Here is a 22,108-nt window from a genome sequence, read left to right as displayed (position 1 = left end):
GATTTAAATCTGATGATTGAAACAACCACAGACCTTGAGGCCGCCTGCGAGCAGCTGGCCCGTTCAAATTATATTACGATTGACACCGAATTTCTGCGCGAGACGACCTTCTGGCCGGAGCTCTGCCTGATCCAGATGGCGAGTCCGGATCTCGCCGTCATTGTCGACCCGATGGCCAAAGGCATCGACCTTTCGCCCTTCTTCGCGCTGATGGCCAATCCTGAAGTCATCAAGGTATTCCATGCCGCGCGTCAGGACATCGAGATCATCTTCCATCTCGGCAACCTCATTCCGCACCCGATCTTCGACACACAGGTCGCGGCCATGGTTTGCGGCTTCGGCGATAGCGTCTCCTATGACCAGCTCGTCAACCGCGTGACTGGCACGCAGATCGACAAGTCCTCACGCTTTACCGACTGGAGCCGCCGGCCGCTGACCGACAAGCAGCTCGACTATGCGCTCGCCGACGTCACGCATCTGCGCGACATCTACAAGTACCTGGCCGCAGAGCTGGAACGCGAGGGGCGCTCGTTGTGGCTGACTGAAGAGATGGCGATCCTTGAGGCACGCGACACCTATGACCTGCATCCGGACGACGCCTGGCAGCGTCTCAAGATGCGCGTCAAGAAACCGATCGAACTCGCCGTCCTCAAGACCGTCGCTGCCTGGCGCGAACGCGAGGCGCGCGCCCGCAACGTACCGCGCGGCCGCATCCTGAAAGACGACGCCATCTACGAGATTGCCCAGCAGCAGCCGAAGGACGCGGAAGCCCTGGCACGGCTTAGGACCGTTCCCAAGGGCTGGGAACGCTCCAGCGCCGGAACTGCGGTCATCGAGGCGGTCAACGAGGCGCTCGCGATCCCGAAGACCGATCTGCCGAAGCTACCGCGCCAAAACCATACGCCGGAAGGCGCCGCTGCCGCAGGCGAAATGCTCAAGGTTCTTTTGAAGCTTATCGCCGAAAAGCAAGGCGTGGCCGCGAAGATCATCGCCAACAGCGACGATCTCGACAGGATCGCCGCCGAGGGCGAGAAGGCCGATGTCGGCGCGCTCAAGGGCTGGCGGCGCGAACTCTTCGGTGAAACCGCGCTGAAGCTCATCAACGGCGAAGTGGCTCTTCGTTTCGTCGACAAGAAGATCGAGACGGTGGAGCTCGGCAGCTAGATCGCGTTTGCGACAGGCGGCAAACGGTATCGGGCAGAGTCAAGTTTCCGCCCGATTCCGGCTCTAGCTGAAAGTCGGGCGGAACAGAATCACCATCGTCTCGAACGAAGGTGATTACTGCATGTTTCCTTTAATCGTACCCGATTAAAGGGCAAAAACATGCAGAAATTCAAAGTGCCACAGCGACCCTTGCGCGTCTGATAAGACGCGCGCCGCTGTTGGCGTGGCAGAGCGGCAACGTTGCGTGCCGACTGACACGTATGCCGCTTCTTCCGTACCGGGGCTTTCTATGCGTTGGCGCTTCTCCACTTTCGAAGGACTTCTGCTGCTGCTCGTCATCGCGGGCGCAGGGGCAGTTTACGCATGGGTTTTCTATGGAAAGGGCGCCCTGATCGGCGCCACCTACGCGCTCTTTATGTGCCTGCCGATCATTGCTTTCGAGAGGCGCATCATCTTCCGGCGCCTCAATCGGCGGATCCACGCCTTCTCGACGCCTGTCTTCTTTGTCGCCTCGCTTGCGATCTACTTTGTGCTTCTCGACGTCGGCTACGCGGCGGCCGGCCTGATCATGCAGACAAGCGGCGTTATGGACGACAACTGGATGGAGGCGATGACGCCATCCAAGACGGTCCTGCTCTTCGCATTGGGCATCTCGGGTTCGCTCGTCTTCATCCTCCGGGTTCGTGAACTGTTGGGCCGCGACGTCTTTCTGAGCCTGCTGACGGGCCGTTACCGCAATCCGGTTCAGGAAGAGCGCGTCTTCCTGTTCGTCGACCTCGCCGGCTCGACCAGCTACGCCGAGAAACACGGCGACCTCAGGATGCAGGAATATCTCGGCCGGCTGTTCGCGACGATTGCCGACCCTGTGCTGCGCTATCGGGGGTCGATAGACGACTATGTGGGCGACGCTGCCGTCATCACCTGGCCCTTCGACCGCGCCACCAACAATGCGGCCTGCATTCATTGCGTCTTCGACATTCTGGAAATAATCGATGCGGAGGCGCACCGCTGGCAGAAGGAATTCGGCGAGGTCCCGCGCCTGCGCGCAGCCCTTCATGGCGGCACCATCGTCGCTGCCGAAATCGGCCTCGACAGGCACAAGATCACCTATTTCGGCGATACGGTGAACACCACCGCCCGGCTGGAAGGCTTTTGCAAGACACTCGGCCACCAGGTGCTGATCTCCACCGACCTCGCCCGCAAGATGCGTCTGCCGCACTATGTCCGGGTCGAGGATCTCGGCGAGCACGCGATCAAGGGCCGCGGTCAAAAGCTCGGCGTTCTGGCACTGCGTGTCGGAGGCTCGACGTCCGCCCTTGCGCCCAGTGCGGCGGAATAGTCACCGTCGGGCCGTAGCCGCTTCAGCCGTGCAGTTTTGCGCCCTTGGTAATCTTGTCGACCAGCTTCTTGTCCGCATGGATGGCGATGCCGGCGACCGCGGCATCGTCCGGGCTGGTTTCCGCGAAAACCGCGCGATTGGCATTGTCGTGGCCGGTGGCGAACATGCCGTCGACATAAATCGACGTCCGCACATCCCTTTCGATCGCACGCCGTTGAATGTTGCCAAGCGTCTTCCCATCTGCGGCGAGCACGATGATCGGCTGAACACTCAAGGCGTTGTAGACGTTGCCAGCGCCATCGCGATAGTCTTCACCGATGATATCGGGCTTCTGCCCGGCAATACCGGTGGCGAGGAAGGCGGTGACGTTCAGCTTTTGCCAGGTTGCCAGGTCTTCGCGCAATACGATCGCAAATTTGGTATCGAACATGACGGTCATCTCCATTTCAGCCCGACAGGGCGTGCCGGAAGACGCATTATCGGAGGGTGCTGCCGTCGATCTTGAACGATTGTGCGGGACTCAAGGTGACGGTATCCGGGTCGCTCCCGCCGTCGATGGCATCGAGCGCATAGAAGCGCGCCTGCATGGGAAATTCTTTGAGCCGCACCGCCACGACACCTATGCGATCGGCGTGACGCTGGGCGGCATCCAGACGTTCCAGTACCGCGGCGAAAGCCGCTTCAGCAAACCCGGGAGCATCATCATCCTCCACCCGGACGAGATCCACGATGGCGGCGCGGGAACGGAGATCGGGCTGCGCTATCGGATGATGTATCTGCAGCCGGAACGCTTGCTCGCCGCGCTCGGAGAAACGGGGCGCGCCCTGCCCTTCGTCGCAGCACCTGTCGTGGGTGACGAGGCCCTGCGGCAGGCGGTCGGAGAAGCCGTGATGGACCTCGACAATGGCATCGACGAGCTGGCGCTTGACGACATCCTCGTTCGGATCGCGGAGGGCCTCTACCGGCATGCCGGCGCCAAGGACATCAAGCCCGGAAAGGCCGACAAGCACGCCGTTCTGGAGGCAACCGAATACCTTCGCGCCAATCTCGAGCGGCCCGTGGGTTCCCAGGAACTCGAGGCCGTCAGCGGGCTCGATCGCTTCACGCTGGCGAGGCAGTTCCGCAAAGTTCTCGGCACAAGCCCGCATCGCTACCTCCTGATGCGCCGGCTGGAGCGCGCCCGGCAGATGATTGCCAGGGGAGAAAGTCTTGCAGGTGCTGCGCTCGAAACCGGCTTTGCCGATCAGGCGCATTTCACCCGCCATTTCAAGCGCGCCTATGGCATAACACCAGGACGCTGGGCGAGCCTCGCCGTCGCCGGCTGAGCCTGTCACCAAAGCTTCATCGGTCTGTCAGACAAGCATCACCCCTTCGTCATCTAAGCCGCCTATCGGGTTGCGGTCTACAGCGCCGCGCGTCTTATCAGACGCGTAAAGGTCGCTGTAGCACTTCGAATTGCTGCATGTCTTTGTCCTTAAATCGAGGGCGATTTAAGGAGGCATGCAGGAGGCTCCAACCCATGGTGACTTTTATGACGAAAACGCTTCTCGCCACCGCGGCGCTCTCACTTTTGATGACGATGGCCGCCTCGGCCGAGGAAAAGTCCTTCACCGCAACGCTGAAGGGTCACGCGATCCTGCCGGCGAACACGATCATCGCCGCTCCCTCGGATGCACCCGATTACCTGAAGACCTCCGGCAAGTTCACCTCCGCGGACCGCAAGCGCGCAGAAGCGCTCGGCACCGTGCCGGGCAAGGACGGCGTTCGCCCGACCGGGCTTTCGCTGCCCTTCAACGGCCAGCCGATGCAAGGCTTTTCCGGCATCAAGGCGATGGAGGACGGTACGTTCTGGAGCCTCTCCGACAATGGCTTCGGCAACAAGCTGAACTCCACCGACGCCATGCTGATGCTGCATCACGTCAAGATGGACTGGGATGGGGGCAAGGTCGAAGCGCTGAAGACCCTCTTCCTCACCGACCCGGACAAGAAGGCACCCTTCCCGATCGTCATGGAAGGTTCTGACAAGCGCTATCTCACCGGGGCGGATTTCGACGTCGAATCGATCCAGCCGGTCGCCGACGGCTTCTGGGTTGGCGAAGAATTCGGACCCTACATCCTCAAGTTCGATCTCGACGGCAAGCTGACGGACGTGGTTGCGACGACGGTCGATGGCAAGCCGGTCCTGTCGCCCGACAATCCGACGCTGACGCTGCAGGCCGACCCGTCGAAGAAGACGCCCGCTTTCAACCTGAAGCGCTCCGGCGGCTATGAAGGCATGGCCCTTTCCAAGGATGGCAGCAAGCTCTATGGCCTGCTCGAAGGCCCCCTCTGGACGGACGGCGAAACGGTCGAGCAGGCCGATGGTCGCCCGGCGCTGCGCATCATCGAACTCGATGTCGCGAGCAAGGCCTGGACCGGTCGCAGCTGGCTCTATCCGCTGGCTGAAGGCGGCGAGGCGATCGGCGACTTCAACATGCTCGACGACAAGACCGCGCTGGTGATCGAACGCGACAACGGCGCCGGCACGGTCGACAAGGCGTGTGCCGACCCGAAGGACCCGAAGCCGGACTGCTTCGCCACCGGCTCCAAGGTCAAGCGCATCTACAAGATCGCCTTCGATGACAGCAATGTCGGCAAGGCCGTCCGCAAGATCGGGTACATCGACCTGCTCAAGATCGCCGACCCGGATAACAAGAAGCGCCAGGGCGGCGGCGAAGGCTTCTACGACATGCCCTTCGTCACCATCGAAAACGTCGACCGCGTCGATGACACCCACATCATCGTCGGTAATGACAACAACCTGCCGTTCTCGGCCGGTCGCTCGCTCGACAAGGCCGACGACAACGAATTCGTGCTGCTCGAAGTCGGCGATTTCCTGAAGGCCGAATAATCAAAAAGGGCGCGCCAGCCCAGGTTGGCGCGCCCTTTCCGCAAGAAACAAGATTTTCCTCAGCCTCAGCTTTCGAAGTGGAAAGCGAGCCTCTTGCCGGTGAGCTTGCCGAGTTGCTGCAGGCGCCCATCCAGCCGCTCGCCGGCAAACTCCGAATAGGCGACCGGAACGACGATCTCGAGATCCACGTCCGGCTGGGACGATTTGCGGAACGTCAGGTTCTGCGTAATCCCCGGCATCGACGCCGAGAACAGGTAGGCGACACGCAGCAGGCCGCCGAGCAGCTTCGCCAGTTCCAGCAAGCGCGGCGTGGTGATACCGGCAAGCGCGTTCGTGGCGCCGTCATCGTTCAGCCCTTCGAAGCGGTAGTAGTTGGCAAGCGCGATATAGGCGCGGCCCGCATGGGTGATACCGGAGAAGGTCGAGTGGGCGATGATGTTCAGCGCCTGCAGGCCGCGATAGTCGGGATGCGCGCGCCAGCTGATATCGGCGAGCAGGCACGCGGCCTGACGATAACGGCTTTCCTCTTCCGTCTCTTCTATCCCGAAGAACGGCACCATGCGGCCCGTCCAGTCGGCCAGTTCACGCGCATGCTCGGGTGAGCGGGCGCGCAGGATGGCGATTTCATTCGCCGCCGTCAGCAGCGGATCCTGGGCGCGTTCCTCGTCCTTCAGCAACGAGAACAGATAGCCTTCGCGCACACCGAGTGCCGAGAAGGAAATCCGCTCCGGCTTCATGATCGAGAGCGCTTCCTGCATGGCGATCGCCCCGAAGGGCAGAAGGCTGCGGCGGCTCTTCGAGATCGTCGCATAGGCCGACGGCTTGATGCTCTTCGGCTCGATCACTTCAGGCAGCAGCGCCATCGCCTCGTCGTAGGAAATCTCGTAGCCCTGCATCATGTGCAGCGGATAGTCCCGGGTCTCCATGTGCAGTTTGGCGATCGAGCGCCATGTGCCGCCGACGGCGTAGAAGGTGCGGCCCGTACCGGTCCTCAGCACGGCCGAGTTCTTCATGAACTTGCGCACCCAGGTGCGCGCTTTCGTGAGCGAGCCATTGCTGTGTTCGAACAGCCGGATGCCGCCGAGCGGCAGGGTGATACCCTTGCCGATCTTCGTGCCCGAGACGTCGACGAGCTCAAGGGAACCGCCGCCAAGGTCGCCGACGACGCCATCAGGATCGTGATAGCCGCTGACGATACCCATCGCGGAATAATAGGCCTCCTCCTCGCCGGTGAGGATACGGACCTTATGGCCGAGGATCGCCTCCGCCTTCTCGATGAAGGCCGGACCGTTGCTCGCTTCGCGTGCTGCCGCCGTGGCGAGCACATACATCGATATGGCACGCGCCTGCTTCGAGAGCGCGTGGAAGCGATGCAGCGCCCTGAGCGCGCGCTCGACGCTTTCTTCGTCCATGCGTCCGGTCGCATCGATGCCCTTGCCGAGACCGCACATCACCTTTTCGTTGAACAGCATGGCCGGCGAGCGGCTCAGGCCTTCATAGACGACAAGGCGGATGGAGTTCGAACCGATATCGATAACGGAAACCGGGCGGATGCCGGGCAGACGCCCCTGCGCTTCTGATTCGACCATGCAATTCCAGTTTATTTGTGCCAGCCGCTCTTCCAGCCAGCTATGAGCTTCGGTGCGCTGGACTTCAGGGCTTCACCCCGGCCGGAGAGGCTGGGATTGGTCATGAAATAGTGCTGTGCGTTGAAAGGCTCGGCGTCCTTGCCGACTTCCATCCGGCGAGAGGTGCCATCAGGAAGAATTTCGTAGCTCTGCTGGTTGTCGATGAGATTGCCCAGCATGATCTGCGACAGAACCTGTTCGTGCACAGTCCGGTTGATGAGAGGCACGAGCGTCTCGACCCGCCGGTCCAGATTGCGCGGCATCATATCCGCCGAGCCGATATAGACAAGGGCATTTTCCGATGGAAGCCCATGGCCGTTGCCGAAGCAGAATATGCGGGAATGTTCGAGGAAACGGCCGACGATGGACTTGACACGGATGCTGTCGGAGAGCCCGGGGACTTGCGGCCGAAGGCAGCAGATGCCGCGCACCACGAGGTCGATCTCGACGCCGGCGCGGCTCGCCTTGTAGAGCGCGTCGATGATTTCCGGGTCGACGAGAGAATTCATCTTCATCCAGATCGCCGCCGGGCGCCCGGCCTTGGCATGTTCGATCTCTTCGTCGACGTGCTTGAGGATGCGCGGGCGCAGCGTGTGCGGCGAAACCGCGAGCTTCATGCCGGCTTCCGGCTCGCCATAGCCGGTGATGAAGTTGAAGATGTTCGCCATGTCGTGGGCGATCACCGGGTTGCAGGTGAAGAACGACAGGTCGGTATAGATCTTCGCCGTCACCGGGTGATAGTTGCCGGTGCCGAGGTGGCAGTAGGTCCTGAGCCTGCCTTCCTCACGCCGCACCACCATCGACATCTTGGCGTGAGTCTTGAGTTCGATGAAACCGAAAACGACCTGCACGCCGGCGCGCTCGAGGTCGCGCGCCCAGCGGATATTGGCCTCCTCGTCGAAACGGGCCTTGAGCTCGACCAGCGCCGTCACCGACTTGCCGGCTTCAGCCGCATCGATCAGCGCGCGCACGATCGGACTGTCGTTCGAGGTGCGGTAGAGCGTCTGCTTGATGGCGACCACTTCAGGATCGCGTGCCGCCTGCAACAGGAACTGCACGACGACGTCGAAGGATTCGTAGGGGTGGTGGACCACCATGTCCTTCTCGCGGATCGCCGCCAGGCAATCGCCGGCATGCTCGCGGACGCGCTCGGGAAAGCGCGGATTGTAGGGGTCGAAGCGCAGATCGTCGCGCGGCGCCTTGGTGATTTCAGAGAGCGTGTTGAGCGCCAGCAGGCCGGGGAGAACGGCGATGCGGTTTTCCGGAACGCCGAGTTCCTGCACGACGAACTGGCGCAGCGACGCCGGCATTTCCGAATCGGTCTCGATGCGGATCACCGAACCACGGCGACGGCGCTTCAACGCGGTTTCGAAGAAGCGCACCAGGTCTTCGGCTTCTTCCTCCACTTCGATATCGCTGTCGCGGATGATGCGGAAGGTACCGGAACCCTTGACCTCGTAACCGGGGAACAGCCGATCGATGAACTGGCTGACCATATCTTCGAGCGTAATATAGCGGATGACGTTCTTGACGTCGGGCAGCCGGATAAAGCGGTCGAGCGCGACCGGCAGGCGCAAGAGCGCGGTCATCGGCTCGCGGCCAGTCTTGCTGACGAGCTGCAGGCCCATCGAGAAGCCTAAGTTCGGAATGAACGGGAACGGGTGCGCCGGATCGATCGAGAGCGGCGTCAGCACCGGGAAGATCGACTGGTCGAACTCGTTGGCAAGCCAGCTCCTGTCCTGCGCCGACAGCGACGCCGGGCGCACGATCAGGATGTCTTCCTTGGCGAGATACTGCTGCAGGACCGCAAGCGAGGCCTGCTGCTCCATCTGCAGATTGTCGATTTCCTTGAGGATGTCTTCGAGCTGTTCGACCGGCGTCTTACCATCGGGCGAGCGCATGGAAAGGCCCTGGCGCACCTGCCCTTCCAGGCCCGCAACGCGCACCATGAAGAACTCGTCGAGGTTGGCAGCGGAGATCGACAGGAAGCGAATCCGCTCCAGCAGCGGATGTGCCGTATTCAGCGTTTCTTCGAGCACGCGACGATTGAACTGCAGCCAGGAGAATTCGCGGTTGATGAAGCGCCGCGGGCTGGTCAGCAGATCGATGTCCTCCACTGCCGCCTGGTTTTCGTTCACCGCCGATACCGCGTTATCCATGCTCATTCGATCCCATTGCTCCGGTTGCACCGGCTATCTCAGTTTGACGACGGTTCTGTGACAGTCAATCGGACCGCCGCCGATTCCCCAGTTCTTCGAGAACTTCGGAAGCAAGTGCCCGGCTGAGCTTCGTTCCGCGGGAAAGTGCCAGATGGTCGATGCGCTCGACGATCGTCTGCGCCGCCTCCAGCGACCGCTCCATGCGCTGAACGATATAGCCCACGAGCCGCTCGTCGACGAAGAGCTGGCGGTCGGCGAAAAGCTTGATCAGCACCTGCGTCAGCAACTCGTCATCCGGCTCGCCGATCTCGACGATGGTCGCCGCCTTCAGGCGCGAGCGCAGATCCGGCAGCGTCACCGGCCAGGACATCGGCCATAGCCGCGTCGTCATCAGGAGACCGGTGCCATGCTGGCGCACGTTGTTGATGACGTGGAAAAGCGTCGTGTCGTCAAAGCCACTGCGGTCGGCGTCCTCGAAGAGGACAGGCTTCTCCACCGCAATCAGCGCGGCATCCGAGCCGGCGAGCGGATGGATCGTTTCGGCCCCTGCCCGCTCTTTCCAGATGCTGGCGAGATGCGATTTGCCGGAGCCGACGGGCCCGGCGATGATGACGACCGGCGACGGCCAGTCCGGCCAGTGGTCGACGATGGCGATCGCAGCGCTCAGCCTGTCGGAGACGAGCAGGTCCTCACGGCCCGTCGCCGGGTCGTGGCCGAAGGCCAGGGGTATTTGTTCGAATGGGCGTTTTGTCATGCTGTACTCGGGACAATCGTCGGAAATCAGGCGGCCTTGTCGCTCTTCGCCTTCTTTTCCACGGCCTTGCCGTGCCCGTGATAGAGGTCGCTATCAAGGTACCGCTGGATGCCGAAGCGGACAAGCACGCCGATGGCCGCTGCTGCCGGCACCGCCACCAGCAGACCGACGAAGCCGAAGAGCGCGCCGAAGGCAAGGAGCGCAAACATCAACCAGACCGGATGCAGGCCGACGCTTTTGCCCACCAGCTTCGGCTGGAGGATGTTGCCCTCCATGAACTGACCGCTGAAGAAAACTGCAAGCACGAGGCCGATCCAAAGATAGTCCGGCCAGAACTGCACCAGGGCAACGCCAACAGCGAGCACGAGGCCGACCATGGATCCGACATAGGGAATGAAGCTGATCATGCCGGCGAAGAGGCCGATCAGCAGGCCGAAATTGAGACCGACCAGCGACAGGCCGATACCGTAATAAAGGCCAAGGATGACGCAGAGCGAGCCCTGCCCGCGCACGAAGCCGGCGATCGTCGTGTTCATGTCGCGGGCGATCTGGCGCACATCCGAGACGTAGTCGCGCGGAACCCAGCTATCGACCTTCTCCACCATCCGGTCCCAGTCGAGCAGAATATAGAAGGCGACGACAGGGGTAACGACCAGCAGCGAGATGACATCGAGCAGCGCCACGCCGGAGTTCCAGATCTGCTGGAAGAGCGTGCCGACGAAAGCGGCTCCCTGTTCCAGCAGCTTGCCGGAGCTCTGCTTGAGCGACGGCATCTGGCTCGCCAGCCAATCGGGGATCAGACGCGTCTGCGCTTCGTTGACCAGCACTTGCAGCTTCGAGGCGTAGCCGGGGATGTTCGCGATGAAATCGGCCGCCTGGCTGACGACAACAGGAATGATGACCATGAGCGCCAGCACGAAGACCACGACGAAGCCGATCAAGATGACGACCGTCGCCATCAACCGGCTGAGGCCAAGCCGCTCGAGACGGTCGGCGACCGGATCGAGGAAATAGGCAAGCGCCATGCCGGCAAGGAACGGCAGCAGGATCGAGCTGAAAACCATGAGGAATGCAATGAAGGCGGCAAGCACCAGCAGCCAGAAGATGACCTGGCGCTGCAATCCGGAACCGCTGACCTTGATATCCATGACACTCCTTTAGATCACGTGCTCTTAGGTCGGATCGACCTGAAATCATCAACGTGACCGTTTCTCGTAAGCGAGAGCAGGATGCCGGCGTAACACCGCACACATTTTCCACATCCCGCCCTGGCGCGCCGCATGCGCCGATCGCGTATCACAACCCTTTAAAGGAGATAGGGGGCGGCGCGGGCGCCGGTCAAGTCCAACCGGGTGAGGCCGCGCGGTTTGGAGCTATGCTGCTTTGCTTCTACCGTGGGATATGGGCAAAATGTTGAAAAAACGCCGCCAATCCGTGGTCTCGGCTTGCACTCCCTTGCCTGCCGTGCCAATCGCATCCGCAAAATACCTGTCGCACGACGAGCCTTGGAGAACGAGCATGAGCCAGTCGGGAAAGAACGGCCTCACCTATAGCGACGCGGGCGTGGACATCGACGCCGGCAACCTGATGGTCGAGAAGATCAAGCCGCATGTGCGCTCGACGAGGCGTCCGGGCGCCGACGGTGAGATCGGCGGCTTCGGCGGTCTCTTCGACCTGAAGGCGGCAGGCTTCACCGACCCGGTTCTGGTTGCGGCCAATGACGGCGTCGGCACCAAGCTCAAGATCGCCATCGACGCCAACAAGCACGACACCGTCGGCATCGACCTCGTTGCCATGTGCGTCAACGACCTGGTGGTCCAGGGCGCCGAGCCGCTGTTCTTCCTCGACTATTTCGCGACCGGCAAGCTCGACCCGGACCAGGGTGCCGCGATCGTCGCCGGCATTGCCAGCGGCTGCCGCGAAGCGGGCTGCGCGCTGATTGGCGGCGAGACCGCCGAGATGCCGGGCATGTATTCGGGTGGCGATTATGATCTCGCAGGCTTTGCCGTCGGCGCTGCCGAACGCGGCCAACTCCTTCCCGCCGGCGACATCGGCGAAGGCGACGTCATCCTCGGCCTCGCATCGTCGGGCGTTCACTCCAACGGCTACTCGCTGGTGCGCAAGATCGTCGCGCTCTCGGGCCTTGCCTGGGACGCACCCGCGCCGTTCGGCGAAGGCACGCTTGCCGATCTCCTGATGACGCCGACGCGCATCTATGTGAAGCCACTCTTGAAGGCGATCCGCGAGACGGGCGCGATCAAGGCGCTCGCCCATATCACCGGCGGCGGCTTCCCCGAGAACATTCCGCGCGTGCTGCCGAAGCACCTCGCCGCCGAGATCGACCTCGATGCGATCAAGGCGCCGAAGGTGTTCTCCTGGCTTGCACAGACCGGCGGCGTTGCTGCCAACGAGATGCTGCGCACCTTCAACTGCGGCGTCGGCATGATCGTCGTCGTCCCGGCGGACAAGGCTGCGGAGATCGCCTCTGTGCTGACCGGCGAAGGTGAAACCGTCTTCACGCTCGGCCGGATGGTCGCGCGCGACGAAGGTGCTGCCGGCACGATCTACAAGGGCACCCTCGCCCTATGACGACTGAGGTCTCGACGGGCAAGAAGCGGGTCGTCGTCTTCATTTCGGGTGGCGGCTCCAACATGCTGGCGCTGGCGAAAGCCGCGGCCGAGCCAGGTTTTCCCGCCGAGATCGTTGCGGTCATCGCCGACAAGGCGGATGCCGGCGGCCTCGTCAAGGCGGCAGCACTCGGTATTGCCACACGCAGTTTCCTGCGCAAGGATTTCGACAGCAAGGACGCCCACGAGGCGGCAATCCTTGCCGAGCTCGATCGCCTATCGCCGGATATCATCTGCCTGGCCGGCTATATGCGGCTGCTTTCGGCAACCTTCATCCAGCGCCATCAAGGGCGGATCCTCAACATCCACCCCTCGCTGCTGCCGCTCTTCCCCGGCTTGCACACCCATCAGCGGGCGATCGATGCCGGCATGAAGGTCGCCGGCTGCACGGTGCATTTCGTGACCGAAGGCATGGACGAAGGCCCGATCCTCGCGCAGGCCGTGGTGCCGGTTCTCCCCGGCGATACGTCAGAAAGCCTTGCGGCACGCGTGCTGACCGTCGAGCACCGCACCTATCCGATGGCGCTGCGGCTGATGGCCGAGGGCAAGGTGCGCATGGAAGATGGTCGCGCGGTGAGCCATAGCGCTGCCGAAGCAACCGCCACGCTGATCTCGCCTGCCGCCTAACGAGAGCACCCCGCTTTCAGTGAAATTACTGGAAGCGGAAGCTGGATCAATTCATCACTTCGCCGACGCCAGCCTGCGGTCGAGTGCGTCGAGCACGCGCCTTGTCAGTGCTGGATAGTCCTCGTCGAAGTGGTGTCCACCGTCGATGCCGATGACGTCGACGCCGGTGCCCTTCAATTCAGGGCAGGCATCATCCTCTTCGTCGGTGCCGTAGATGCATTGCACCAGCGCTGGATCGATGCGCCTGATGTCGTCGAGCGGATCGCCGCCCTTGCCATCGCCTTCCGCCCCCAGCCAGCCGAGCACCGAGACCTTGTAGTCGACCATGTGCGACAGCGCCATCAGCGTCACCTGGCGCACATGCGCCTTTTCGTCTGACGGCAGCAGGTTGAAGGTTCGCGGCAGGACGTCGGCACCGAAGGAATAGCCGATCAGCAATACGTTGCGCACGTTCCAGTGCTTGCGGTAGTAGCTCATCACCTTTGCAAGGTCGTCCGCAGTCGCCTGGGGATCACGTTCCGACCAGAAGTAATGCAGGGAATCGAAGCCGACGACGGGAACGCCCTGCTGCTGGAGGACGTCGCCGACCTCCTTGTCGATATCGCGCCAGCCACCGTCACCCGAATAGATCACCGCCATCGTATCGCGCGTCGGCTTGGCGTCGAGAATGGTCAGCGGCAGACCGAACGGGTTGCCGGCGTCGCTCTCGCTGGCGATGATATCCGAGAGATGGTCGGACAATGCCGTGAAGGCGTCATCGTCGCTGTCTTCCTGATCGACATCCGGATGCTTCGCGATGAGCGCCGCCACATGCGAACGACCATCCGCGGAGGCCGCCGGTGAGAAGACGACGGAGACCGGGTCCGGCAAGGCGCCATCGGTCAAGCCATAGACCATGCGGTCACCCTTTTTCACCTTATCGGCCGGCGTGCAGAGTTGTTTCCTGAGCGCGATGCCCTCCTCAGGGTCCACCGCCAGCGTCTGGCCGATCGTGGCAGGAGGTGTCTGGGCGGCAATCGCGAGCGCCATGGCGCCACCGGCGCCGACGCCGGCGACGATGGGCAGCTGGTAGGCATCGCTGCCGATGGCGCGCTGTACCTGCTGGCTGAGCGATTCGATGTCGGAGACCATGTAGATGCAGTCGCCGTCGTCCTTGGCGAGCGACGCGAGATAAGCCTTGAGATCGACACCGATGACGACGGTCTTGTCACCGGTGAGCGTATCGGCGACCGCCTGCTCCTTGTCCGTCCAGCCAGAAGCATCCGAAAGCAGCACGACCAGTGCGGTCGCCTTTTCCTTGGGCAACATGATGCGCGGCGACGGGATCATCCCGGTATCGTAGCTCTTCGGCGCGTCTTCCGCGGCAGCAGGAAGAATGGAAACCGAAAGCAGCAACGCCGCCGAGGTGAGGCATTTCCAGGCGTTCGCGACACGGATCATTTCTTCACCACTCCCTTGAGACCGCCGCCGATCAGGAATGTCGCATCCATCAAGGCGAGGATCGGATTGATGCCGCCACTGGCGACAAGATAGCGCGGTTGCCACTGCGGATGAAACTTCGACTTGAAGGCGCGCAGGCCCTTGAAGTTGTAGAAGCGCTCGCCGTGTTCGAAGAAGGTACGGCCGGCCCGATCCCATACCGGCGCGATCTGGCGCGTCGACATGCCGGACAGGGGTGCCATGCCGAGATTGAAGGCGCGGAACCCCTCCCCCTTCAGATATTCCATTACCTGGGCGAAGAGGAAATCCATGGCTCCCTTCGGCGCGTCCGGCGAGAAGCGCATCAGATCGACGGTGCCCTCCTCCTTCGTCCCGGTCACGAGGATATTGGCGAAAGCGACAATGCGTCCGTTACATGTGAGGATCGCAACCGGCTGCTCCGTCAGATAGTCCGGATCGAAGGCGCCGAGCGAGAAGCCCTTTTCCTTGGCGTTGTGATGGGCGAGCCAGGCATCGGAAACAGCCGTCAGGTCGGCCATGATTTCAGGAACGTCCGCCGGCGGCACGACCTGGAACTCCAGCCCGTCGCGCTGGGCGCGGCTGACCTGCTGGCGCAAGTTTGCCCACTTGCCGCCCTTCATCTCGAAACGGGCGAGATCGACGCGCGCCAGTTCACCGAGCCGGAAGGCGCGCAGCCCCGCATCGGCATAGTAGGCAAGCCCTTCGGCCGACACCTGGTAGAAAACCGCACGACAGCCGGCGGCTCGCGCCTTCTCGATGAAATGCCAGATCAGTTCCGGCCAGGCGTCGATTGGTCCGACCGGATCGAAGAGCGCAATCCAGGAACGGGCCCGCTGCCCGTACATGATGAAGGCCCGCCGGTCGGCCGAGAACAGGATGCTCTTGTCGCCCATGCGCACCAGATTGGCGTCGGACATGTTTTGCGCCTCGACGATCGCCAAGGCGCGCTCCATCGCATCGTCGGAGGCGGGCTCCGCGGCCCCGGTTGCCGGGCGCATCAGGCTCCAGATCGCAAGCATGCTGGCACCGATGGTGACGCCAAGGAGCGCCCGCAGCCCGCGCGGCGCCTCGGCCGAAAATTCGAACTGCCACCAGAGCTCGTGGCTGTATTCGACATCGCGGTAGACGAAGAGCAGGACGACGAGTCCGCCGAGGCAGATGACCCCAAGCGCCGTCAGCCACGGTATGGTGAGCGCCTGGCCAAAGAGGGATGCCGGACGGACGAACAGGCGACGGCTGACGAGCAGCCCCAGGAGAAAGAAGGCGAGCATGCCCGCTTCCACCACCGCGATCGCCTTGATCAGCGACAGCAGGAGTGCGGCGATCGCAATCACGATCGACGCCCACCAGGCACCATCCAGGCGCAGCGCCAGGCCGCGGGAGACGACGACGAGCGCAAGGCCGAGCAGGCTTGCGAGGAAATGGGCGCCCTCGACGATCGGCAGGGGCAGCAGGCTTTCAAGAAAGGCCAGATTTTCGTCGGGTGTCGGCGTCACGCTCGAAAGCACCAGCATGATCGCGAGCACGACGCCGAGCGTCGCCAGCAGCAGCGGCGTCATCCGGCCGCCAACGCGCCGCACACTTGAGGCGACCGGATGGCCGGAGAGCTGGCGGAGCTCGATGCCGATAACGACGGCGATCGCAATCACCAGCGGCAGCACGTGATAGATCACGCGATAGAGAACCAGCGCGCCGAGAATGGTGTCGACATCGGTGTTGTGGCCGAGCGTCGCGATGATGATCGTCTCGAAGACGCCGAGGCCGGCTGGAACGTGACTGAGAACACCGACGCCGACGGCGAGCGAGTAGACGGCGAGGAAAGCCGGCCAGCCGATGGTGCCGGCCGGCAGGAGCACATAGAGGACGGTTGCCGAAGCGGCGAGATCGAGCGCGGTCACCAGGAACTGGCGCGAGACCGTGCGCGAATCCGGCAGCCGCAATGTCAGGCGTCCGAGGCTGACCTCGCGGCCGTCGCGCGCAAGGAAGAACACGGTGAACAACCCGCCGAGGATGACGACGGCGATCAGGCGCAGCAAAAGCGGATCGAGCCCGGTCATCGGCGCCACATATTCGCCGACCGCCAGCAGGCTGAGGCAGGTCACCGTCAGAAGGCCGAGCCCAAAGGCAAGCGTCACGAAGGCAATGATCCGGGCAATATTTTCCGGCTCGATGCCGAGGCGGGAATAGGACCGGTAGCGGATCGCGCCACCGCTCAAGGCGCCGAAGCCGGCGGTGTTGCCGACCGCATAGGCGCAAGCGGCCGTCAGCGCCACATCCGCATAGGGCAATTTGCGCCGGACATAATCGAGCGCGCCGACGTCATAGAAGGTCAGCGCCAGAAAGCTCAGCGCCGTGAAGAACACCGCCGCCGCAAGCGACGCCCAGGGCGTATCTGCCAGGGCTTGGACGACTTCATCGTACTGAACTTCGGATGTCAGGTGAAAGATCGCAAAGCCGAAGAGAGCGATCACAAATAGCGTACCAGCGGCCGAAAGAGAGCGACGGATGCGGCGCAGGAAGGAAATCCAGCCCCCCTCCGCCTGCTGCTCGTCGTCGGTTGCGCTTTCCGAAAGGGAGGATGTCATGGGGCGCCCATGTCAATGATGAGAACATCAGCGCTTTAGCTTACCCGATACCGATCAAAAAGTGAAATATCCGTAATAAATTATCTTCTTATAAAACAATGATTTAGCCGCTGAGTTCGTTGCGGTTGAGCTTTGCCCATTGCAGCAGCATGATCGTCTTGGCGTCGCAAATCTCGCCGGTGGCGATCATAGCGAAGGCCCGATCAAGCGGTATTTCGAGAACTTCGATGTCCTCTCCCTCATGCGCAAGCCCGCCGCCATCCCCACGCTTTTCCGTGACGTCGATGTGGCCGACGAAAAAGCTCGTGCGCTCGGTGAGCGCGCCCGGGCTCATATAGGCATCGAAAAGGTGGGTGGCGCCTTCGACATGGTAGCCGGTCTCTTCCAACGCCTCGCGGGCGATCGCAACTTCCGGGGTGTCGTCGTCCAACAACCCGGCCACCGCTTCGATCATGTAGGCCTCGTCCCCCTGCAAGAGCACGGGAACGCGCAGCTGCCGCACAAGCACCACGCTTTGCCGCTTGGCGTCGACGAGCAGGATGGTCGCCGCACTGCCATGATCGTGAACCTCGCGCTTCAAGGTCGCGGTCACGCCGTTCGACATGTCCTGTTCGAGCGTCACTTCCTCAAGATGGATGAACCCGTCCCAAAGCGTGCGGCGACCGATGATCCTGACGCGTGGATCGTGATGTGTGCTCATGCGAAATCCTTCGTTGGCGGCAGCCATCCGGCCGTTCCTGCCTCTAGAGCATCCCGCTTTCAAGTGGAAGCACTCGAAAGCTGAAAGATGCTCTACAATCAAAGTGCTAGAGCGTCCTTTGTGCGTTCGTCTGAACGCACGGCGTTCTAGTGAATGTGTTCCGTTGTCGCGCGGTCTTCGCGCTCCATCTGCAATGTCGTGTGATGCAGGTCGAACTCCTGGCGCAGCCGCTCTTCGATCGCCCGGCGCACCGTTTCACCATCGGCGCCCTCGGCGAGCACCGCATGGGCGGTCAACGACGGTTGGTTTTGGGTGATTGCCCAGAGGTGAAGATCATGCACCGAGATGACACCAGGCACGGCGGCGATCGTCGCGTGGACATCGGCGAGCCGCACGCCCGGCGGCACGCCTTCGAGCAGGATGTTGATGCACTCCTTCAGCAGCACCCAGGTGCGCGGGAAGACCATGAAGCCGATACCGACGGCGAGCAGGGAGTCCACCCATTTCCAACCGGTGAACCAGATGACCGCGGCACCGACGATGACGGCGAGCGAGCCGAGCATGTCCGACCAGACCTCGAGATAGGCACCCTTGACGTTGAGGCTCTCGTCCTTGTGGCTCGTCAGGAGCCGCATCGAGGCGAGATTGACGAGAAGGCCTATGACGGCGATCACCAGCATGCCGCCCGACTGGATCTCCTGCGGCTCCGACAGCCGCTTCCAGGCTTCGTAGAGAATGTAGAAGGCAACGGCGAGCAAGAGCAGCGCGTTGAAGGCGGCCGCGAGGATTTCGAAACGCGCATAACCGTAGTTGCGCAGCAGATCGGATGGGCGGCGGCCCACATGGATGGCGACGAGCGCGATCGCAAGGGCCGCGGTGTCGGTCAACATGTGCATCGCGTCGGAGATCAAAGCCAGACTGCCGGTCAGTACACCGCCGACGACCTCCGCCAGCATGAAGCCGCCGGTCAGGCCGAGCGACGCCCAGAGCCTCGAAACCGGCGTGCTACCGACATCTGCATGGTGGTGGTCGCCGCTCATGGAGGATTTCCGTCTGCCGTTGAACAACCTGATTTAGCGCGCCATCCTGACCCAGACCCGGTTGTCGTGGAAGGCGGCACCGCCATAGGGCGCCACCGCATCGGCGCCGGTCAGCACGTTGATCCCTTCCCCGTCGAGATGGGCGCCGTTCGGCCAGAGCCCCTCGGCGATCACAACGCCGCGACGCGTTCCCCCGCCGATCTTCGCATGCAGGCGGATCTCACCACGCTGATTGCCGAGCTGAACGATATCGCCATCGGCGATGCCGAGTGCCTCGGCGTCTTCCGCATGGAGCATGACTTCCGGGCGCACTTCCTTCTGAATCGAGGAAGGCGTCTCGGCAAAGGTCGAGTTGAGGAAGGAACGGGCCGGCGAGGTCGCGAGGCGGAAGGGATGCTCGGCATCAGCGACCTCAATCAGGTCGACATGGTCAGGAAACTCCGGCAGCGCTGCATGCGGCCCCTGAATGCCCATGGACTTCGGCGGCCGGTTCGCCGCCGGCGTTCCCGTCCAGTCCGGCTTGAAGCGGAACTTGCCGTCCGGATGACCGAAGCCTTTGAGATAGTGCGCGTCTTCGAATGCCGGCTGGCAGTCCAGCCACTTCTCTTGTCTCATCTCCTCGTAGCCGATGCCGTAGTTGGCAAGCAGCCGGTCGATATGCTGGCGCTCCGTCAGGCCGAAGCCGGCATGGTCGGCAACGCCCAAGCGCTTGGCCAGTTCCTCGATGACGAAGAGATTGGTGCGCACGGACGACGGCGGTTCCACCACCTTGGGGCCGATCAGGATGTGCTGGTGACCGCCGCCACGATAGAGATCGTCATGTTCGAGGAACATGGTGGCCGGCAGCACGATATCGGCGACCGCCGCCGTATCGGTCATGAACTGCTCGTGCACCGCGACGAAGAGATCATCGCGCAGGAAGCCACGCTTCACCAGCCGCTGTTCCGGCGCGACGTTCACCGGATTGGTGTTCTGGATCAGCATCGCGGTCACTGGACCACGGTGGCGCAGCGCCTCGGCATCACCGGTCAGCACGCGGCCGATCTGCGACTGGTCGAGCATGCGGACATCCGGATCGTGGAAGGCTGAGCCGATCAGTTCGCGCTTGTCGAGCTTGAAGATGTCGTTGTTGGAGTGGAAGGCACCGCCGCCTTCATGCTTCCAGGAGCCAAGAACGGTGGCGACGGAGGCCGCCGCATGGATGGCGACCGAACCGTTGCGCTGGCGGGTAAAGCCGTAGCCGAGGCGGAAGTAGGTGCGCGGCGTCGTGCCGACGAGCTTGGCGAAGGCTTCGATTTCCTCGACCGAAAGACCGGTGATGGCGGAAGCCCAGTCCGGCCCGCGCGACTTGAGATGCGCTTCGAGGCCGGCTGGGTCGTCGGCGAATTCCGTCATATAGGCCCGGTCGGCATGGCCGTCGCGAAAGGCGATGTGCATGACGGCGCAGGCCAGCGCCGCATCGGTGCCGGGCTTCAGCACCAGGCCCATATCCGCCTGTTTGACCGTCGGGTTGTCGTAGATGTCGATGACGACGATCTTTGCGCCGCGATCCTTGCGGGCCTTCACCGCGTGCGTCATTACGTTGACCTGGGTCGCGACAGCGTTCGTCCCCCAGATCACCACGCAATCGGCCTTGGCCATCTCGCGCGGATCAGGTCCGCGCAAGGCGCCGGTCGCCATGGCGAAGCCGGTCCAGGCCATGTTGGTGCAGATCGAGCCGAAGAAGCCGGAGTAACGCTTGGCGTGGCGCAGGCGCTCGATGGAATCGCGCTGCACCTGGCCCATCGTGCCTGCGTAGAAATATGGCCAGACGGCCTCTGCGCCATGCTTTTGCTCGGCGCGGATGAACTGGTCGGCGATCTCGTCGAGCGCCGCTTCCCAGCTGACGTCCTGCCAGTTCCCCTCGCCCTTGGCACCCTTGCGGCGCTGCGGCACCATGAGACGGGCCGGATGATAGATGCGCTCGGAATAGCGCGCCACCTTGGCGCAGATCACACCGGCGGTATAGGTGTTGGCGGAAGCGCCACGCACGCGGCCGATCCGCCCTTCGGCAGTCAGATCCACTTCCAGCGCGCAAGCGGAGGGACAGTCGTGCGGACAGACCGAATGGCCGATCGATTTTTCTGCTTTGATGGGGGTCGCAACGTTCATGGCTTTTCTATATGGCATCGACAAACGGGCTCAAAGAGCCAATCGTTCACCCATCGCAACAATTGATCCAGCCATCGGCGGCGCTCATGAACTATCGGCACATCTACCATGCGGGCAATTTCGCCGACGTCCTGAAGCACGCGGTGCTGGCGCGGCTCGTCAGCTATCTTCAACAGAAGGAGAAGGCGTTTCGCGTGCTCGACACCCATGCCGGCACCGGGCTTTACGACCTATCGAGCGAAGAAGCGCAAAAGACCGGGGAATGGCGCGACGGCGTCGGCCGGCTTCTCGAGGGTGATCTACCCGCCGAAATCGCTGCGATCCTCGCCCCGTATCTCGAAACCATCCGTACGCTCAATCCCGGCAGCGAGCTGAAGCTTTATCCCGGCTCGCCCAAGCTCGCGCGCATGCTCTTCCGTCCGCAGGACCGGCTGTCTGCGATGGAGCTGCACCCGGACGACTATGAAACCCTGCATCGGCTCTTCGACGGCGACTTCCAGAGCAGGATCACCGAGCTCGACGGCTGGCTGGCGCTCGGCGCCCATCTGCCGCCGAAAGAGAAGCGCGGGCTGATCCTCGTCGATCCGCCCTTTGAAAAGGAAGGCGAATACGAGCGCCTCGCCGATGGCCTGGCGCGCGCCTACCGGCGCTTTGCCGGCGGCATCTATTGCCTCTGGTATCCTTTGAAGCAGGGCGCGCCAATCAAGGCTTTCCACGAAGCACTGAAGGCGCTCGATATTCCGAAGATGCTCTGCGCCGAACTGTCGGTCCGCAGTGACCGCGAAACCACGGGCCTTTCGGGTTCCGGCCTCATCATCGTCAACCCGCCCTTCACGCTGAAGGGCGAACTCGATCTGCTGCTGCCGTTCCTGAAAGCACGGTTGGGGCAGGATCGCTTCGCCTCCGCCCGCTGCTTCTGGCTGCGCGGCGAAGAACAGGCAACGCGAGGGGCTTGACGGACGGGCGCGACACACCGCAATCTC

At 62.6% G+C, this 22,108-nt stretch carries 17 protein-coding genes; 7 read left to right on the top strand and 10 right to left on the bottom strand.

Annotation, left to right across the window (positions count from 1 at the left end):
* Positions 1-12: 12 nt before the first annotated feature.
* Positions 13-1,164, top strand: coding sequence for a ribonuclease D (gene rnd / locus AC3WWH_RS06090; RefSeq protein ID WP_058320199.1), 1,152 nt, complete (start codon positions 13-15; stop codon positions 1,162-1,164).
* Positions 1,165-1,453: 289 nt separating this feature from the next.
* Positions 1,454-2,503 (top strand): adenylate/guanylate cyclase domain-containing protein, encoded by a 1,050-nt coding sequence (locus AC3WWH_RS06085; RefSeq protein WP_058320200.1) that lies wholly within the window; start codon positions 1,454-1,456, stop codon positions 2,501-2,503.
* Between the two features lie 22 nt (positions 2,504-2,525).
* On the opposite strand, the gene AC3WWH_RS06080 is transcribed toward AC3WWH_RS06085, so the two are convergent.
* Positions 2,526-2,933, bottom strand: a complete 408-nt coding sequence (locus AC3WWH_RS06080) for a DUF2000 family protein (protein ID WP_058320201.1) — start codon at positions 2,931-2,933, stop codon at positions 2,526-2,528.
* Here AC3WWH_RS06080 and AC3WWH_RS06075 point away from each other — a divergent pair.
* Together AC3WWH_RS06075 and AC3WWH_RS06070 are read left to right on the top strand one after the other, a co-directional pair.
* Positions 2,932-3,828: an AraC family transcriptional regulator gene (locus tag AC3WWH_RS06075; RefSeq protein ID WP_082640646.1), complete on the top strand. Its 897-nt coding sequence runs from the start codon at positions 2,932-2,934 to the stop codon at positions 3,826-3,828. The genes AC3WWH_RS06080 and AC3WWH_RS06075 overlap by 2 nt on opposite strands.
* 206 nt (positions 3,829-4,034) lie before the next feature.
* Positions 4,035-5,393: an esterase-like activity of phytase family protein gene (locus tag AC3WWH_RS06070; RefSeq protein WP_058320508.1), complete on the top strand. Its 1,359-nt coding sequence runs from the start codon at positions 4,035-4,037 to the stop codon at positions 5,391-5,393.
* A gap of 65 nt (positions 5,394-5,458) precedes the next feature.
* Here AC3WWH_RS06070 and ppx read toward each other — a convergent pair whose 3' ends face one another.
* The 4 genes from ppx to AC3WWH_RS06050 form a co-directional block, all read right to left on the bottom strand.
* A complete protein-coding gene (gene ppx / locus AC3WWH_RS06065; protein WP_058320202.1) occupies positions 5,459-6,982 on the bottom strand; it encodes an exopolyphosphatase in 1,524 nt (507 codons plus the stop codon).
* An 11-nt stretch (positions 6,983-6,993) separates the two neighbouring features.
* A complete protein-coding gene (locus tag AC3WWH_RS06060; RefSeq protein WP_058320509.1) occupies positions 6,994-9,180 on the bottom strand; it encodes an RNA degradosome polyphosphate kinase in 2,187 nt (728 codons plus the stop codon).
* A 64-nt stretch (positions 9,181-9,244) separates the two neighbouring features.
* Positions 9,245-9,934: a DnaA regulatory inactivator HdaA gene (gene hdaA / locus AC3WWH_RS06055; RefSeq protein WP_058320203.1), complete on the bottom strand. Its 690-nt coding sequence runs from the start codon at positions 9,932-9,934 to the stop codon at positions 9,245-9,247.
* A gap of 26 nt (positions 9,935-9,960) precedes the next feature.
* Complete coding sequence (locus AC3WWH_RS06050; protein ID WP_057252628.1) at positions 9,961-11,082, bottom strand: AI-2E family transporter; 1,122 nt, start codon at positions 11,080-11,082, stop codon at positions 9,961-9,963.
* 370 nt (positions 11,083-11,452) lie between these two features.
* Here AC3WWH_RS06050 and purM point away from each other — a divergent pair, with 370 nt between their 5' ends.
* Positions 11,453-12,523, top strand: coding sequence for a phosphoribosylformylglycinamidine cyclo-ligase (purM, locus tag AC3WWH_RS06045; protein ID WP_058320204.1), 1,071 nt, complete (start codon positions 11,453-11,455; stop codon positions 12,521-12,523).
* A complete protein-coding gene (gene purN / locus AC3WWH_RS06040) occupies positions 12,520-13,188 on the top strand; it encodes a phosphoribosylglycinamide formyltransferase (RefSeq protein ID WP_057252632.1) in 669 nt (222 codons plus the stop codon). Before purM ends, purN begins: the two co-directional genes overlap by 4 nt.
* 54 nt (positions 13,189-13,242) lie before the next feature.
* On the opposite strand, the gene AC3WWH_RS06035 is transcribed toward purN, so the two are convergent.
* The 5 genes from AC3WWH_RS06035 to AC3WWH_RS06015 form a co-directional block, all read right to left on the bottom strand.
* Complete coding sequence (locus AC3WWH_RS06035) at positions 13,243-14,628, bottom strand: virulence factor family protein (RefSeq protein WP_113398384.1); 1,386 nt, start codon at positions 14,626-14,628, stop codon at positions 13,243-13,245.
* The gene (gene mprF / locus AC3WWH_RS06030; protein WP_058320206.1) at positions 14,625-17,234 is read right to left on the bottom strand and encodes a bifunctional lysylphosphatidylglycerol flippase/synthetase MprF; all 2,610 of its coding nucleotides are present in this window, start codon (positions 17,232-17,234) and stop codon (positions 14,625-14,627) included. Before mprF ends, AC3WWH_RS06035 begins: the two co-directional genes overlap by 4 nt.
* Positions 17,235-17,337: 103 nt before the next feature.
* Positions 17,338-17,934, bottom strand: coding sequence for an NUDIX domain-containing protein (locus tag AC3WWH_RS06025; RefSeq protein WP_058320510.1), 597 nt, complete (start codon positions 17,932-17,934; stop codon positions 17,338-17,340).
* Positions 17,935-18,080: 146 nt separating this feature from the next.
* Positions 18,081-18,974 (bottom strand): cation diffusion facilitator family transporter, encoded by an 894-nt coding sequence (locus AC3WWH_RS06020; protein WP_058320207.1) that lies wholly within the window; start codon positions 18,972-18,974, stop codon positions 18,081-18,083.
* A gap of 33 nt (positions 18,975-19,007) precedes the next feature.
* Positions 19,008-21,143, bottom strand: a complete 2,136-nt coding sequence (locus AC3WWH_RS06015; protein WP_058320208.1) for a molybdopterin-containing oxidoreductase family protein — start codon at positions 21,141-21,143, stop codon at positions 19,008-19,010.
* 68 nt (positions 21,144-21,211) lie between these two features.
* On the opposite strand from AC3WWH_RS06015, the gene AC3WWH_RS06010 reads away from it, so the two are divergent.
* Positions 21,212-22,081, top strand: coding sequence for a 23S rRNA (adenine(2030)-N(6))-methyltransferase RlmJ (locus AC3WWH_RS06010; RefSeq protein WP_058320209.1), 870 nt, complete (start codon positions 21,212-21,214; stop codon positions 22,079-22,081).
* The last annotated feature ends 27 nt before the right edge of the window (positions 22,082-22,108 follow it).

The organism is Ensifer sp. EB106-03-01-XG145 (genome assembly GCF_058792075.1).
Note: the sequence above shows the minus strand (reverse complement) of the source record. Positions and strands in the feature narration are given on the sequence as shown.